Genomic DNA, 13,599 nt, shown 5'->3' with positions numbered 1-13,599 from the left:
GATCAAACTTCCTTGGCAGAGGTGGGGGGTAGAGTCTCTTCGGCAGCGTTGTGGTCAATGCCGTCGCTTGCCAGACGTAGCGTCGGCGTCACGGGGCCATCGATCACCCTGCCATCAGGCAGGGTGAGACGAAAGGGCTTGTATTCGACGCCCACGACCAGGGACTCGGACAACAGACCAGTATCGACAAAAGTGTTGATCAACTGAGGCAGGCAATCCCCCAGCTCACACAGATGCCAGCCTTCAGACAGTGCATCGGGCAACGACAGTGGCGCCTGGGCAACCCGCTGGCGCAATTCTGTGCCCCGGGCAGAGAGATAACGTGCCAACTGCGTTTCTTCCAGGTGTGCATCACCTGCCTCGTCATACACCAGAGCCACAGGGCTGGATTCGGCACGACGCGTCTCGAGCAATGGCACCAAAGGCATGACACGGGGAAAGGCGACTCCCTGAAAGAATGGCATCATGCGCTTGACCACTGGCTCGGCCAGCCTTTCGGGAAGCGGTGTCTGGAGTATCTGTGCCGCTAGCGCACTGAAGTCCACCACGCCCATGGACTGTACCCGCCCTTCGGCAATATCTGCGATCAGTTCGGACAAGCGCCGCGACAGGTTTTCAATGGCGGTCAGCACGCGGCCGATGGCGCTGGACAGCACACGCAGATCCCATTCGTCGTCCTGGCTGGAGCACCAGGCATCAAAACGCTCGCCAAGCGCGGGGCTGGCCAGTTGGGCCCGGGCATCCAGCAAGGTGCGCTGAATGCTCGACAAGGCATTGTGGTAATGGCGTTCGTTATCGAGCAATACCGATAGTTTGCCTTCACGGGTGGGGTTTTCCCGGACCCGCCGCAGTTCCTGGGTGAGCCCGCGAATGGCCAGCAGAATCTGATTGGTGATGTCCGGTACCCGACCAAAGTCATCCCTGGCCAAAGCTGCCAGCACCTTGGCTGCATCGTATTCGGAATACAGCAGATCCTCCACGGCACTGGCCAGTGTCACGGCCTGACGCCCACTGGGCGTCAGGCGCACCTGCCCGGTCTGCCCTTGTTTCTCTACCAGCGCCGTACGCTTGGTACTGCGCCGTACGCGCTCGATATCCTCGCCCTCATCGCGCAGGTGGAGTTCACTGGGGGTGGCGAGCAGGTTGATCACGAAGCTCAGATCATCGTGGCAAAGCGCTGGATAATACTCACGCAACGCGGCCAGACAGCGCGTCTGCGACACAAAGGCACTATTGGTGGCGAAATCCACATCCAGCAGGTAATCCAGCAACAGACAGCCGAGATCCAGCCAGTAGCCATCACGCAATCCACGGCGACTCTCCTGACTGACCTGAACGAAAGGCGAGCCAGGTTCGTGGGCACTGTCGTGCAGGTCAATCAAGCGAGTCGTGGCAACGAGCAGCTTGCTCCATGCGGTCATAATGAATCCTGAATGTCGAACGCCATGCTTTCCCACGGCACGCAAAAGGATCGTCATTATGCCAAGCTCGGCCGGGCGGGTCATGATCTGAACAATACCAGCGGTCAGGCACAGCATCGAGAAACCGGATATTCGCACCGAACCTCCTTTCCCGGTAGGCTGCTACATTCCATCAGCCCTTGCCCCATCAGCCCTTGACTCGCGCCCCCTTCCATCAGTATCCCTGGGAGACTTCATGCCTGCTGCTATCGAACAGACCCTGGCCGAGGTTTTCGGCCACCGTGAGTTTCGTTCCGGACAACGCCCGGTCATCGAGGCCGTCACCCAGGGACGCTCTGCAGCAGCGATCTTTCCTACGGGATCAGGCAAGTCATTGTGCTACCAGTTACCCGCCTTGCATCTGCCCCATCTGACCCTGGTGATCTCGCCGCTGCTGGCCTTGATGCGCGATCAGCTCGATGCTCTGAAAGCCAAGGGCATCGCCGCGGCCAGCATCGACTCCACCCAGAACCGAGAGGACACCAGCGCTACCATGCGCGCGGCCTTGGATGGTCAGTTGAAGGTACTGATGGTATCGGTGGAACGCCTCAAGAATGAGCGTTTCCGCGAATTCCTGCGCCGCGTACAGATTTCCCTGCTGGTGGTCGATGAAGCCCACTGCATTTCCGAGTGGGGCCATAACTTCCGCCCCGACTACCTGAAGCTACCGAGCTACCGCCGAGAATTCGCCATCGATCAAGTCCTGCTGCTCACCGCAACGGCGACACCCAGAGTCATCGATGATATGTGTCAGCGTTTCGACATTCGCCATGAGGATGTCGTGACTACCGGTTTCTATCGCCCCAACCTCGACCTCAGTGTGACGCCGGTGCCTAGTGATCAGCGCCCTCGCTACCTGGTCGAATGGCTCAGGCACCGCCAGACAGATGGCGGCGGCACCATCATCTATGTCACCTTGCAGCAAAGCGCCGAACGTCTGGCGGCCTATCTGCAGGCCGCCGGCATTTCTGCCTCGGCCTACCATGCGGGCCTGGATCATGAGAAACGCGAGAACTTGCAAGCACAGTTCATGGCAGGCGAACAAGGTTGTATCGTCGCCACCATCGCTTTCGGCATGGGCATCGACAAAGCGGATATCCGCCATGTCGTGCATTTCGACCTGCCTAAATCCATCGAGAACTACAGTCAGGAAATCGGCCGAGCCGGACGCGATGGCCAACGCTCCGAATGCGTCATGCTGGCTGGCCGCGAAAACCTGGCCGTGCTGGAAAACTTTGTTCTCGGGGACGTCCCGCCCCTGAGCGGCATTCAGATGCTGCTGGACGATATTCCATCGCAGGGACAACGTTGGGAGCTATCGCTCAATGCCCTGTCCCAGGCCACGGATATTCGCCCACTACCGCTCAAGACGCTGCTGGTAAAGCTCGAGTTGCTCGGCATCCTGCGGCCGAGTCACAGCTACTTTGCCGAGTACCGCCTGCGCCTGGAGACATCGGCCGAATCCGTGATTGCCGCCTTCCCCGGCGAGCGGGGTGTATTCCTGCAGGCTATTTTCGATGCCGCACCACAAGCTCGTACCTGGCGTACCCTGGACTTTGAAATACTCGATCGGCTGGGCCAGGAGAGAGACCTGGATATATCGCGTCCGAGGGTGCTCCGCGCACTGGACTATCTCGCCGAGAAAGGTTTCATCAGTCTGGAAAGCAAGCAGATGACCGAAGTGTACGAGGTCATCACCCGAGACTTCAGTACCATGCCGGGGGCTCAGGACAGGTCCCTTGCCGAATACCTTTATCGGGATGGTGTAGAACGTGCCAAAGCGGAGCTTGGCCGGCTTGCCGCCATGCTCGAACTTTTCGAGACCCAGGATTGCCTCAGCGCCCGGCTTGCCCAGTGGTTCGGCGACACTCAGGCTCCACAACAATGCGGCCATTGCAGTGCCTGCCGCGGAGACGCCGTGCAGCTCCTCGAGCTCACGCCACCGCCACTACCGGAGACCGATCAGCTGCGCCTCTGGCTTGATGAACTTGCCACCGCCCTGGCCGCAGCGGGAGCCTCTGGCGCACTGAATGCCACCTTGGCCACACGTTTTCTGTGTGGCATTACCTCCCCCCTCCTCACCAAGGCCAAGGCCCGCCGCCTGCCCGGCTTCGCTGCCCTCGAACAGCATCGCTACATGCAGGTATTTCAGGCCGTGAGCAGCTTCCTGAACGAGATCCCCCTCGGAAAGCACCAGCCGGACAAACCCTATCGTTCTTGACCGATGCCATGACGATTGAGCTTGTTGGCGATGGTGGTATGGGACACCCCGAGCCGCTTGGCCAACTGACGGCTGGAGGGGTGCTCGGGATAAAGCGCAGCCAGCACACGCCGCTCCACTTCTGCCAGGATATCGCCCAGAGAACCCTCCAGATCGATACCATCCAGGCCCGGTGCCACACCGGCATCAGGCAGGCGTAGATGCGAAGGCTCGATGACACCGGCTTCGCACAGGGATGCCGCCTGAAACAGCACATTTTCCAGCTGCCGTACATTGCCTGGCCAGTGGTATGTCATCATGCGTGACAATGCTGCAGGAGACAGACGGGGCAATGGGCAACCGATCTGGCGGGAAGCACGATCGAGGAAGTGCCGCGCCATGGGCTCGATACCATCAAGACAATCCCGCAATGGTGGCACGTTCAAGGACAGCACATTGAGGCGATGATAAAGGTCCTGGCGAAACAGCCCTGACTGGCACAAGGCGAGAAGATCCTGCTGGGTCGCGCAGATCACGCGCACATCCAGAAAGGTTTCCTCGTCGCTGCCTACCCGGCGGAAGCCGCCATCCTGCAGGAAACGCAGCAGCTTGGCCTGCAGGCGTGGGCTCATCTCGCCAACTTCATCGAGAAAGATAGTGCCACCGGCCGTCAGTTCCAGTAGCCCAAGCTTGCCTTCCGGCCGGGCGCCATCGAACGCCCCTGGGGCATAACCAAACAATTCGGTTTCTGCCATGGACTCTGGCAGCCCGGCGCAGTTAAGCGCCATGAAGGGTGACTGACCCCGCCGACTGGCCAGGTGACAGGCTCGAGCCAGGACTTCCTTGCCGGTTCCCGTTTCGCCAAAGATCAACAAAGGGGCATCCAGCGGTGCCATGCGCCGAGCCTCGTTGATCAACGCCGCCAACCTGGGGCTGCTCGAGAACATGGCCTCAAAGCCACGAAACTCCTGGCGCTGCACTTGATAGATACGCTCCCCGATACGATCGACGCTATGCAGCGTGACCACCGCCCCAGCGAGGGAAGCGACATCATCATGATGCTCGCGGTGCAACGGCGCGATATCAGCAAGAAAGGTGGCATCACGCAGGTGCATACGCAGACCATTGACCCGGGCATTGTTGCGCCGGATCAACTCAGGTAGATCCAGGTCCGGCAGATAACGGTCCAGGGACAACCCCGGAACTTCATCAACACGCACACCAAGCAGCTGGCTGGCCGCCCGGTTCGCCGCCACCAGATGGCCTTCCATATCAATCGACATGACGGGGTCGGTCAGGGATGACAGCAGTGCATCCAGTTCCAGGTGACGGCGCTCACTGGGCATCAGGCTGACACGACGTACGCCAAATACCCCAGGGACCTGCTCCAGTTCAGGCTTGAGAGTGGCCAACTGAGCATTCAGCAAGTTAGGGACGTGCAGGTAGATCGCATTTCCATGCTCGCCACCCACCTCCCCCCGAGCCACATTGAGGCCATAGTCAGCAAAGTGGGCAACGATATCCCGCAAGATACCGATACGATTCTGGCAATGAAATCTCAGACGCATGACGTGATTCTCGTAAGCCAGTCAATCTTGTGTCACGACGGACTGACTGAACTGTAAACTTTACGTTACAGCATACGTGGTCAAAGCCCTTGAGTCTCGTTTCTTTCATCACTCTTCGGTTCCAGCAGGCGCTGATGTAACGAAATATTGACACTCAACAGCGTCATCACGCTTTCCTCAGGCCCGCTTCTCCCCTTCAGTCCAGCCTCAAGCACCTTAGACTTCGACCATCCCTCTTTCGAGCAACATCAACAATTTCAATAACGGGCGGTCTAAAGAACGTCACCGTATTGCTACGGGGAGAAAGCATGAGCACAGCACCAGAAGTCCAGGCACATGGTGGTTCCAGCCACCGCGCGGAAGCCAAGATGGCAAGCACCGGGACAGTGACCTCCAAGGGCACCCATTACCAGGCTCGCCTGCCGGATGAGCATGGCATCATCCATTGGAGTGAAGAAGAAGATGCCACTTGGCAAACCTTGATGGAACGCCAGCTGTCGCTGATCCAGGGACGTGTGTGCCAGGAGTACCTCGAAGGCCTGGAGCGCCTTGCCCTGCCGATCGACCACATTCCGCAACTGGCAGACGTGGACAAGGTTCTGTTCGAAGCAACAGGCTGGCAAACAGCACAGGTACCGGCGCTGATTCCTTTCGACACTTTCTTCGAACTGCTGGCTAACCGCCGCTTTCCGGTTGCCACCTTCATTCGCACACCAGAAGAGCTCGACTATCTGAAAGAACCCGATATCTTTCACGAAATCTTCGGTCACTGCCCCATGCTGACCAATCCAGCATTTGCCGAATTCACTGCGACCTACGGTCGCCTGGGCCTCAATGCCGAACCCAAGGACCGCGTCTATCTGGCCCGTCTGTACTGGATGACCGTGGAGTTCGGTCTGGTCGATACCCCTCAGGGTCGACGCATCTATGGCGGTGGCATCATCTCCTCACCCAAGGAGACCTTGCATGCGTTGTCGAACACCCCCGTGCACCAGCCCTTTGATGCCTTGAGTGCCCTGCGCACGCCTTATCGTATCGACATCCTGCAGCCGCTCTACTATGTACTGGACAGCCTGGATGCTCTCCACGATCTGTCTCAGTGCGACATCATGGCACTGGTTGAGCAGGCACGTGACATGGGCCTGTTCGAACCACGCTTTCCCCCCAAGACCGAAACGCACTGAACACCAGACACGCTTGATCGATGTCGCGTGGCAAGTGCCAACCGACCATTCCTTCTCAACACCACTCATACGGAGTCGACATGAGTCACCTCACCGAACAACAGTGCGAAGCCTGCAGCTGGGACGCTCCCCACGTCACTCAGAGTGAAATGGAACGCTACAAAGTACAAATCCCTGAGTGGCAGATCGTCGAGCGCGATGGCATCATGCAACTGGAGCGGAGCTTCAAGTTCCGCAACTTCCGTCAGGCCCTGGAATTCACCAACAAGATTGGCGCCATCGCTGAGGAAGCCGGTCATCATCCTGCCCTGCTGACCGAATGGGGCAAGGTGACCGTCACTTGGTGGTCTCATGAGATGAAGGGCCTGCACAAGAATGATTTCATTCTGGCAGCCAGAACCGACGAGGTAGCGAAGTAAATGTTCGAGCATATTGAGCGGGTTCCCGGGGACGCCATCCTCGGTCTCATTGACGCCTTCAACAAGGACACCAATCCCCAGAAGGTCGATCTTGGTGTAGGTGTCTACCGCGATGCCAAAGGCACCACTCCAGTGATGCGCGCGGTCAAGGAAGCGGAAGCCCGGCTGCTCAAGAACGAAACCACCAAGACCTACATTGGTTCACACGGCGCCGCATCCTACGGCGAAGTGGTGCTGCCGATGGTGCTGGGCGCGGGCTCTCCGGTCATCGAAGCAGGTCGTGCAAGTGCCACGCAATCTCCGGGTGGTACCGGTGCACTGCGCCTGGCCGCTGACTTCATTGCCCACCAGTTGCCTGGCAAGGGCATCTGGGTCAGCGACCCGACCTGGCCCAATCACCATGGCATCTTCACCGCCGCTGGCATCAAGCTGAACAAGTACCCTTACGTCGATGCCGACAACCGTCTCGATTTCGACGGCATGCTCAATGCGTTGAAGGAGATTCCCCAGGGTGATGTGGTCGTACTGCATGCTTGCTGCCACAACCCTACCGGATTCGATCTCGATCGCGAGCAGTGGCAGCAAGTGCTCAAGGTCCTTCAGGAGCGCAACCTGCTGCCGCTGGTCGACTTCGCCTATCAGGGCTTTGCCGAGGGTCTCGACGAAGATGCCTATGCAGTACGCCTGCTGGCCGAGAATCTCGACGATGTGCTGATCACCAGCTCCTGTTCCAAGAACTTCGGCATCTACAATGAGCGTACTGGTGCATTGATCGTTGTCGCCAAGGACAACGAAGAAATGCAGAACGTACGTTCGCAGATTGCCATCGTCGCTCGCGAGAACTACTCCAACCCACCAGCCCACGGCGGTTCCATCGTCAGCGAGATCCTGCATTCAGAAGAGCTGACTGCAGTATGGCGCGAAGAGCTGACCGAAATGCGCGACCGCATCAACACCCTGCGTCGCAACTTCGTGGAAGCACTCAAGCCTTACGGCCTCGACGAGAAGTATGCTCACGTGGCCGAACAACGCGGCATGTTCTCTTATACCGGGCTGACGCCGGAGCAGGTCGACCGTCTGCGTGATGAGTTCGGTATCTACATGGTACGTTCTGGCCGCGCCAATGTGGCAGGCTTCTCTGATGAGAACCTGGCTTACATCGCCAAGGCTGTCGCGACCGTCAACGGCAAGGCCTAAGCTAGCTGTAAGCTGTAAGCTGTAAGCTGTAAGCAGATCAAACCCCGAGACCACATGGTTTCGGGGTTTTCTGTTACTTACAGCTTATAGCTGGTGACTTACAGCTCGAGCGGCTTGCCGCTCGCTCACCCCAACCCATGCTTGCTCGCCCAGACGGCGGCTTCGACTCGCGAACGCAAGTCGAGCTTCTTGAACAGGTGTTTGACGTGAACCTTGACGGTTCCCTCGGAGATATCCAGCTCCCGAGCAATCATCTTGTTCGACAGCCCCCGAGCCAGAATGCGCAGAATGTCGCGCTCCCGGGCGGTAAGGCAGGACATCACCTCGTCTCCTGTCACCGGCAGCTCTCCCTTCACGACGCTGGCCAGCAAGGAAGCCATCTTGGGCCCCATCACGACCTGCCCCTGAGCGGCTTCTCGAATCTGGCGCAGCACTTCCTCCGGCTCCATATCCTTGAGCAGGTAGCCATCCGCTCCTTCACGCAGGGCACGTACGACATCTTCATCAGCATCCGATACGGTCAGCATGACAATGCGACTATCGACCCTGGCATCACGCATACGCCGCAGCACTTCAATGCCATCCATCGGATGCATATTGAGATCCAGCAGGACCAGGTTAGGAGACAGCTCCACAGCCTTGTTCACAGCCTCGATGCCATCCGATGCCTCCGCCACCACGATCAACTCCGGATCCATGTCGACAAGCTGGCGCACGCCACGGCGGAACAGGGGGTGATCATCAACAATCATCAATCGAATAATGCTCATAGCTACTGTCCTGTTATAGGGTGCTCGATTCACCCGATCGCGGAGGAAAGTCGGTCGAACCCTCGAGGGAGAAAACACACCGTTATCACCGTGCCATAAGGCAGTGCAGCTCCGATGGATAAGGTTCCACATAGACTTCTGGCCCTCTCTTCCATGATCGTCATGCCATGGGACATGGAAGAGCCGGCAGACTGGCCGACACCAATACCGTCATCGCGAATCGATAGTTGGTACTGATGCAATTCGTTCTGTTCCAGGCTGACCTCGCAATGGCGGGCCTTGGAATGTCGTGCCACATTGGACAAGGCTTCACGTACTATCTGCAGCACATGGATTTCCTCGTTGGGCGTCAGGAACAACCCATTCCACTGACCTTTCAAGCTCAGGTGGAAGTCACCGCGTCGGGAATATTCCGCCACCGTTTCCTTCATTGCCGCTTCCAGGCCCGCTTCGTGGATACGCAGACGAAAGGTATTGAGCAACTCACGCAATTGTCGATATGAGGAGTTGAGGCCATGGCGCAGTTCTCCCACGACAAGGGAGACTTCATCGTGGCGCTGCTGATCCAGGCGCACTTGCAGACGCGTCACCTGAATTTTCAAATAGGAAAGAGACTGTGCCAGAGAATCATGCAACTCTCTGGCGATGACTGCCCGTTCATCCATCAATGCCAACCGACGCTGCTTGTTGGCCTTTTCCGACAGAGAGATAGCCGCTGCAATCAATCCCGCCACTGTCTCGATGAGCTCGATCTTCCATTGAGCCAGTATTTGGCCAGAAGGCTGCATGACACGCAGCTCACCATAATCGCGATCAGCCTCACATACCCGTACGGCGTACTCATTCGCCGTGCCATTGCCAGGCATTGCCGATACCACATGAGGTTCGTCACCTTCGGAAGACAGACACACCATTTCCTGAGGATTGTCTGCCACGGTCAGATACAGCTCAAAGGGGCCTTCACGAGTCACCGCGCCTAGCTGGCGAAGCACTTCGATCAGCTCTTCATGGGTCAAAGGTGTGATGCCATTCAGTCTTCGCGCAGTTAGATAAAGCATCCTTAACGCATCATTGCTAAGCTTCAGCTCCTGGGTCTTGGCTGCGACCCTGTTTTTCAACTGCCCGTACTTCTCTGACAGACTGACATTCATCCTGTTGATCGTACGCGACAATAACCCGATCTCATCGCCCCCCTGATACGTGGTCCTTCCGCTGAAGTCCCCTAGCATGACCCCCTCCACCACACGTACCAGATCTCTAAATGGCGGCATGATGCTGACAATGAAATGATAGAAAAAAAGCCCGATGACAAAAGCAAGAACGATGAGAATTCCACCTTGAAACGCTTCAAGAAATAATACTTTACAACTAATTCTTTCTTTCAGCTTATTTACCAGTACATCTACTTTTTCTATAAATTCGTCAGTTGCTTTCTTTAGGATCCTGTATTCCCCTGCTTCGTAGTTCAGAAGTATTGGATAAAGTGAAACTTTCCAAGTATCGACCAAATCCAGATATGCCTGATGCATGGAGTTGTCTTTCTGCTCAGGAATAAAGCGCAGGAGTGCGGGGGCCGTGATCAGTGCCTGCATATCCTCTATCTGGACAATCCGCAGTGGATGCTCCGGGGGAAGGTGCTCGGCTGCCACCATCAGGCGATAGGCGTGCATTCTCAATGAACTGCTTTTATCGATGGCATCCCCCACCCCGACGCTGCTCACGGCAACGAAAATAGAACCGAACACACTGAAAAGCGCCAGGCTGGAAATCACGGTAATGACCAGAAGTACACGTAGCATCAACGACCTGCGTAGAGAGAGAGCAAAAGCCACTTTAAAAGCTCCCCGATAGGATGATCACTGTCATGCCATCAATAGTCCTGATCGCCAATTAATGCGCGAATGTGCAAAGAATGGTGCTGAGTCGGACAAATTGACGCACGAATCAGTCAATAATCTTTTGACACAAATCAAATGCCGCTTAATTCAGTTGTAGCAGAGTCACGGACACCGCATCAGCATAAGCGAAGGAAAGCCGATGAACCTCTACGACACCCCACTCCCCGCAAGGCAGTACAGGGCACTGGGGATATCAACACTGGCATTCACTTTGTGTTTTGCCGTCTGGACCCTGTTTTCGATCATTGGCATTCAAATAAAGGAGGACTTTGGCCTTTCCGATACTCAACTCGGTCTGCTGATGGCAACACCGGTACTGACCGGCTCCATCAGCCGCCTGTTTCTCGGCGTCCTGACCGATCGTTTCGGTGGTCGTTGGGTCTTCAGTCTATTGATGCTGGCCACGGCCACTTGTGTCTATCTGCTGACTTTCGCCAGCAGCTATCCCATGCTGCTGGTCGGGGCCCTTGGCGTAGGTCTGGCAGGAGGTTCCTTCATCGTTGGTGTGGCATACACCTCGGCCTGGTTCGACAAGGAACGCCAGGGCACGGCACTGGGTATTTTCGGTGCTGGTAATGTCGGAGCAGCGATAACCAATTTTGGTGCTCCCTTTCTGTTGCTGGCCGCAGGTTGGAAAGGTACTGCACTGATCTATGCCACTGTGCTCGCCATCATGGGAGTGATCTTTCTCCTCTTCGCTCAGAATGACCCCGCGCGCCAGAACAATCGCCAACAGCAACCATCGTTGGCCGAACAGCTCGCTCCTCTCGGCGACATTCGCGTATGGCGCTTCTCGCTATATTACTTCTTTGTCTTTGGCGCTTTTGTCGCCCTGGCCTTGTGGCTTCCACACTATCTGATTGAGGTCTATGGCCTGAGCCTGGCTGCAGCCGGAATCGTGGCGGCGCTGTATACCATTCCAGCGTCTCTGTTTCGTATCCTCGGCGGCTGGCTGTCGGATCGTTACGGTGCTCGCAGGGTGATGTACTGGACCTTCATTGCCTCCTTCATCTGCCTGTTCCTGCTCAGCTATCCGCCTACCGAATACGTGGTCAAGGGCGTGCATGGCCAGGTCTCCTTCTCACTGTCGATGCCACTGTTGGGCTTCATTCTGCTGACCATGGTGTTGGGCTTCTTCATGTCGCTGGGCAAAGCGGCAGTATTCAAGCACATCCCCATCTATTACCCGAAGAACGTCGGTATCGTCGGCGGCATGGTCGGAATGGTGGGTGGTCTGGGAGGCTTCTTCCTACCCCTGACCTTCGGCATGCTCAACGATGTCATCGGTATCTGGCAAAGCTGCTTCATGCTGCTGTTTGTTATCGTTGCCGCCGCTTTGGCCTGGATGCACTACGCTATTCACCGCGCCGAGCGCATCGAGATTCGCGACCGTTGCGAATCCACCGACCTGCCTGAACTATCCACACCTTCACGCTTCGTGCTGACAAAGTGGTTCCCTGAGAATGAAGAATTCTGGGCCTCCACTGGCAAGCGCATCGCCACACGCAACCTGTGGATCTCGATCCCCTGTCTGCTGCTGGCTTTCTCAGTGTGGATGGTATGGTCCGTGGTGGTGGCCAAGCTGCCTCAGGTCGGCTTCAACTACAGCCCCAACCAGCTGTTCTGGCTGGCGGCCCTGCCCGGTCTGTCCGGTGCCACCTTCCGTGTGTTCTACAGCTTCATGGTGCCGATCTTCGGTGGCCGCCGCTTCACTGCCATTTCCACCGCCTCGCTGCTGCTGCCCGCTGCCTGGATCGGCTTCGCGGTGCAGAACCCCGAAACCCCTTATCTGGTGATGGCGATCCTCGCCCTGCTGTGTGGCTTTGGTGGTGGTAACTTCGCCTCGAGCATGGCCAATATCTCGTTCTTCTACCCCAAGCGTGAGAAGGGCAAGGCACTGGCCATGAATGCCGGCCTTGGCAACCTCGGCGTTTCCGTGATGCAGTTCCTGGTGCCCGTCGTGATTTCTACCGGCATGTTCACCTTCATCACTGGTCATGGGCAGGCTGCCACGAATGGCGGTGAGCTGTGGCTGCAGAACGCCGGTTTTGTCTGGGTACCGCTGATCGTGGTTTCCAGCGTAGCGGCTTGGTTCGGCATGCACGATATCGCCAGTGCCAAGGCGTCCTTCGCGGAGCAGGCGGTAATCTTCAAGCGCAAGCACAACTGGCTGATGTGCATTCTCTATACCGGCACCTTCGGTAGCTTCATTGGCTTCTCTGCTGCCTTCCCATTGCTGACCAAGACCCAATTCCCTGAGATCGATGCTCTCAAGTTTGCCTTCCTTGGCCCGCTGGTTGGTGCGCTTAGCCGTGCATGGAGTGGCGGCTTGTCCGATCGTTTCGGTGGCGCAAAAGTTACGGTATGGACCTTTGCCACCATGATCGTCGGTGTGATCGGCGTCATGTACTTCCTCGCCAACAAGGATGCCAGCCTTGGTTTCTACGGCTTCTTCGGCTCCTTCATGCTGCTGTTCCTCGCCACTGGCGTCGGCAACGCCAGCACCTTCCAGATGATTCCGGCGATCTTCCGCGAGGAAGTGGCACGTTTGATGCCTCACCTGTCCCCGGCAGAACAGCTTCCTCATGCCGAACGTGAATCCGCAGCGACCATCGGCTTTACCTCCGCCATCGCGGCCTATGGAGCCTTCTTCATTCCCAAGGCCTTCGGCACATCTATCGACATGACTGGCGGTGTCGGTGCCGCGCTCATCGGTTTCATCGTGTTCTACGCCGCCTGCATGGTACTGACCTGGTTCTACTACAGCCGCAAAGGCGCCGAAATTCGTTTTGAAGCCACTCCACAAGCCGTACCTGCTGCAGATAGCGGCATCAAGACCGCTCATTCTTAGGACCACCACCCAGGCCGCCTGACCCTAGGCGGCCAAATGAGAAGAGAAGCCA

The 13,599-nt window shown here is 57.2% G+C and carries 9 protein-coding genes; 5 read left to right on the top strand and 4 right to left on the bottom strand.

Going from position 1 to position 13,599, the window contains the following annotated elements:
- Window positions 1-2 precede the first annotated feature (2 nt).
- Window positions 3-1,421: a hypothetical protein gene (locus Q1K07_RS04175; RefSeq protein WP_300308277.1), complete on the bottom strand. Its 1,419-nt coding sequence runs from the start codon at window positions 1,419-1,421 to the stop codon at window positions 3-5.
- Window positions 1,422-1,656: 235 nt separating this feature from the next.
- On the opposite strand from Q1K07_RS04175, the gene Q1K07_RS04170 reads away from it, so the two are divergent.
- Window positions 1,657-3,681 (top strand): ATP-dependent DNA helicase RecQ, encoded by a 2,025-nt coding sequence (locus Q1K07_RS04170; protein WP_300308275.1) that lies wholly within the window; start codon window positions 1,657-1,659, stop codon window positions 3,679-3,681.
- Here the strand turns inward: Q1K07_RS04170 and Q1K07_RS04165 are convergent.
- Window positions 3,669-5,228: a sigma-54-dependent transcriptional regulator gene (locus tag Q1K07_RS04165; RefSeq protein WP_300308272.1), complete on the bottom strand. Its 1,560-nt coding sequence runs from the start codon at window positions 5,226-5,228 to the stop codon at window positions 3,669-3,671. The two genes, Q1K07_RS04170 and Q1K07_RS04165, sit on opposite strands and share 13 nt — an antisense overlap.
- A 368-nt stretch (window positions 5,229-5,596) precedes the next feature.
- Between Q1K07_RS04165 and phhA the strand changes: the two genes are divergently transcribed.
- The 3 genes from phhA to Q1K07_RS04150 all read left to right on the top strand — a co-directional run bounded on the left by phhA (window position 5,597) and on the right by Q1K07_RS04150 (window position 8,028).
- A complete protein-coding gene (gene phhA / locus Q1K07_RS04160) occupies window positions 5,597-6,412 on the top strand; it encodes a phenylalanine 4-monooxygenase (RefSeq protein WP_300308645.1) in 816 nt (271 codons plus the stop codon).
- An 80-nt stretch (window positions 6,413-6,492) separates the two neighbouring features.
- Complete coding sequence (locus tag Q1K07_RS04155; RefSeq protein ID WP_300308269.1) at window positions 6,493-6,831, top strand: 4a-hydroxytetrahydrobiopterin dehydratase; 339 nt, start codon at window positions 6,493-6,495, stop codon at window positions 6,829-6,831.
- A complete protein-coding gene (locus tag Q1K07_RS04150) occupies window positions 6,832-8,028 on the top strand; it encodes an amino acid aminotransferase (protein WP_300308266.1) in 1,197 nt (398 codons plus the stop codon). It abuts the gene before it with no gap.
- 125 nt (window positions 8,029-8,153) lie between these two features.
- Here Q1K07_RS04150 and narL read toward each other — a convergent pair whose 3' ends face one another.
- Window positions 8,154-8,798, bottom strand: a complete 645-nt coding sequence (gene narL, locus Q1K07_RS04145; RefSeq protein ID WP_300308263.1) for a two-component system response regulator NarL — start codon at window positions 8,796-8,798, stop codon at window positions 8,154-8,156.
- Between the two features lie 29 nt (window positions 8,799-8,827).
- Window positions 8,828-10,630, bottom strand: a complete 1,803-nt coding sequence (locus Q1K07_RS04140) for a histidine kinase (RefSeq protein ID WP_300308260.1) — start codon at window positions 10,628-10,630, stop codon at window positions 8,828-8,830.
- 205 nt (window positions 10,631-10,835) lie between these two features.
- Between Q1K07_RS04140 and Q1K07_RS04135 the strand changes: the two genes are divergently transcribed.
- A complete protein-coding gene (locus Q1K07_RS04135; RefSeq protein WP_300308257.1) occupies window positions 10,836-13,547 on the top strand; it encodes an MFS transporter in 2,712 nt (903 codons plus the stop codon).
- Window positions 13,548-13,599: the final 52 nt, after the last annotated feature.

Origin of the sequence: Halomonas sp. (assembly GCF_029263665.1) — a bacterium.
Lineage (GTDB): Bacteria > Pseudomonadota > Gammaproteobacteria > Pseudomonadales > Halomonadaceae > Halomonas.
Note: the sequence above shows the minus strand (reverse complement) of the source record. Positions and strands in the feature narration are given on the sequence as shown.

Excerpts from the sequence above, each read along its gene's own strand:
- Q1K07_RS04175 (WP_300308277.1), bottom strand. The coding sequence starts at position 1,421 with ATGACCGCATGGAGCAAGCTGCTCGTTGCCACGACTCGCTTGATTGAC.
- Q1K07_RS04170 (WP_300308275.1), top strand. The coding sequence starts at position 1,657 with ATGCCTGCTGCTATCGAACAGACCCTGGCCGAGGTTTTCGGCCACCGT.
- Q1K07_RS04165 (WP_300308272.1), bottom strand. The coding sequence starts at position 5,228 with ATGCGTCTGAGATTTCATTGCCAGAATCGTATCGGTATCTTGCGGGAT.
- phhA (WP_300308645.1), top strand. The coding sequence starts at position 5,597 with ATGGCAAGCACCGGGACAGTGACCTCCAAGGGCACCCATTACCAGGCT.
- Q1K07_RS04155 (WP_300308269.1), top strand. The coding sequence starts at position 6,493 with ATGAGTCACCTCACCGAACAACAGTGCGAAGCCTGCAGCTGGGACGCT.
- Q1K07_RS04150 (WP_300308266.1), top strand. The coding sequence starts at position 6,832 with ATGTTCGAGCATATTGAGCGGGTTCCCGGGGACGCCATCCTCGGTCTC.
- narL (WP_300308263.1), bottom strand. The coding sequence starts at position 8,798 with ATGAGCATTATTCGATTGATGATTGTTGATGATCACCCCCTGTTCCGC.
- Q1K07_RS04135 (WP_300308257.1), top strand. The coding sequence starts at position 10,836 with ATGAACCTCTACGACACCCCACTCCCCGCAAGGCAGTACAGGGCACTG.